Below are 2,105 nucleotides of genomic sequence, written 5' to 3' on the forward strand. Positions count from 1 at the left end.
GGGTGGTCAGCACGAACTGGGTACGGTCGGCGGCCATGCGGATCTGCGCGGCACCGACCTCGGCGCCCGGCTGCAGGCCGAAGCGCAGCACCTGCGGCCGCGCCTCGCCGGTCGCCAGGCGCTGCTCGAACCACAGGCCGAAGGCGTCGTCGGCATTGATCACCGCGGTGCCGTCGGCCGGCAGCGCGGTGTAGATCGCGCCCTTGGTCTGCGCCACGCCGAGCAGACTGCCCATGCGCTCCAGGTGCGCAGCGGCGATGTTGTTGACCAGCGAGACCTGGGGCGGCGCGATGTCGGTGAGATAGGCGATGTCGCCCGGCTTGCCGGCGCCCATCTCGTAGATCGCGTAGTCGGCGTCGTCCGGCGCCTCGATCACCGCCAGCGGCAGGCCGATCTCGTTGTTGCGGTTGCCGGGATTGGCGTAGACGCTGCCGCCGTCGATGCGGCAGGCATGCTGCAGGATCGCCAGCAGCAGCGCCTTGACGCTGGTCTTGCCGTTGCTGCCGGTGATCGCGGCCACGCGGGTGGCACGGCCACGCTGCATGCCGGCGGCGATCCGCGCCAGCGCCAGTTGGGTGTCGGCGACGACGATCTGCGGCAGTTCGATCTGCGGCTGCACGCGCTCCACCAGCAGCGCGCTGGCGCCGCGCGCGGCGGCGTCGGCGACGAAGGCGTGGCCATCGAAACGCTCGCCGCGCAGCGCCACGTACAGGCTGCCGGCGGCCAGGCTGCGGGTGTCGTGACTGATCGCATCGATCGCCACGTCGTCGCCGTGCAGCTCGGCGCCCGCCCAGTGCGCGATCATCGACAACGGCAGGCGCTTCATCGGGCCGCCTCCGCCGCATGCGCGCGCAGGGCCAGCGCGGCGACCTCGGTGTCGTCGAACGGATGGCGCACGCCGGCGATCTCCTGGTACGGCTCGTGGCCCTTGCCGGCGATCAGCACGATGTCCTCGGCGCCGGCGTCGGCGACCGCCATGGCGATCGCCTGCGCGCGGTCGCGCTGCACCTGCACCGCCTGCATGCCGTCGAAGCCGGCCAGGATGTCGGCGACGATACGGTCGCCGTCCTCGCCACGCGGGTTGTCGTCGGTGACCACCACGCGCTCGGCCAGGCGCTGCGCGATCGCCGCCATCTGCGGGCGCTTGCCGGTGTCGCGCTCGCCGCCGCAGCCGAACACGCAGGTGATGCGGCCCTGCGCGTGCGCGCGCAGGCTCTGCAGCGCCTGTTCCAGCGCGTCGGGCGTGTGTGCGTAGTCGACCACCACCAGCGGCTGCGCACCATCGCCGCCGAGCCGGTTCATGCGCCCGCGGATCGGCTGCAGCTGCGCCAGGATGGCGGCGATGCGCACCGGCGCCACGTCCAGCGCGTGCAGCGCGCCGGCCACGGCCAGCAGGTTGTCGACGTTGAAACGGCCCAGCAACGGCGACTGCAGCGGATGGCGCTCCTCGCCGATCGCCAGGGTGAAGCCGATGCCGCGCGCGTCCAGGCGCAGCGCCTCGGCGCGCACCTGCGCGCCATCCTGGCCGCGCGAGCTGACCGCGATGCGGCGCAGCGCCGGATCCAGCTTGGCCAGCAACTCGCGGCCGAACGCATCGTCCAGGTTGACCACCGCCGACTTCAGCCCCGGCGTGGCGAACAGGCGCGCCTTGGCCGCGCCGTAACTGGCCATGTCGCCGTGATAGTCGAGATGGTCGCGGGTGAGATTGGTGAACACCGCCACGTCGAAATGCACCGCGTCCACGCGGCCCTGGTCGAGCGCGTGCGAGCTGACTTCCATCGCCACCGCCTGCGCGCCGGCGTCGCGCAACTGCGCCAGCAGCGCGTGCAGCGGCAGCACCAGCGGTGTGGTGAAGCCGGTCGGCTGCACCTGCCCGTACAGGCCGGCGCCGAGCGTGCCGATGCTGCCGCTGCGCGTGCCCAGCAGGTGCCAGGCCTGCGCCAGCAGTTGCACGGTGGAGGTCTTGCCGTTGGTGCCGGTGACCCCGACCATGGTCATGGTCTGCGACGGATGGCCGTGGAACTGGTCGGCCATCGCGCCCATGCGCGCGCGCAGGCCCGGCACCGCGATCGCGTCGGCCGGCGCCGGCAGCTCGGCCGGCGCCG

Annotated in this window: 2 protein-coding genes; both read right to left on the bottom strand. The window is 72.9% G+C overall.

Annotation, left to right across the window (positions count from 1 at the left end; all coding sequences use genetic code 11):
* Window positions 1-826, bottom strand: an 826-nt coding sequence (locus D180_RS21785) for a Mur ligase family protein (RefSeq protein WP_017914440.1), incomplete at its 3' end; no start/stop codon positions are given.
* On the bottom strand, window positions 823-2,105 hold a 1,283-nt coding region (locus D180_RS21790; protein ID WP_017914441.1), incomplete at its 5' end, for a UDP-N-acetylmuramoyl-L-alanyl-D-glutamate--2,6-diaminopimelate ligase. The genes D180_RS21785 and D180_RS21790, both read right to left, overlap by 4 nt.

The sequence above is a fragment of the Xanthomonas sp. SHU 166 genome (assembly GCF_000364685.1).
GTDB lineage: Bacteria > Pseudomonadota > Gammaproteobacteria > Xanthomonadales > Xanthomonadaceae > Xanthomonas_A > Xanthomonas_A sontii.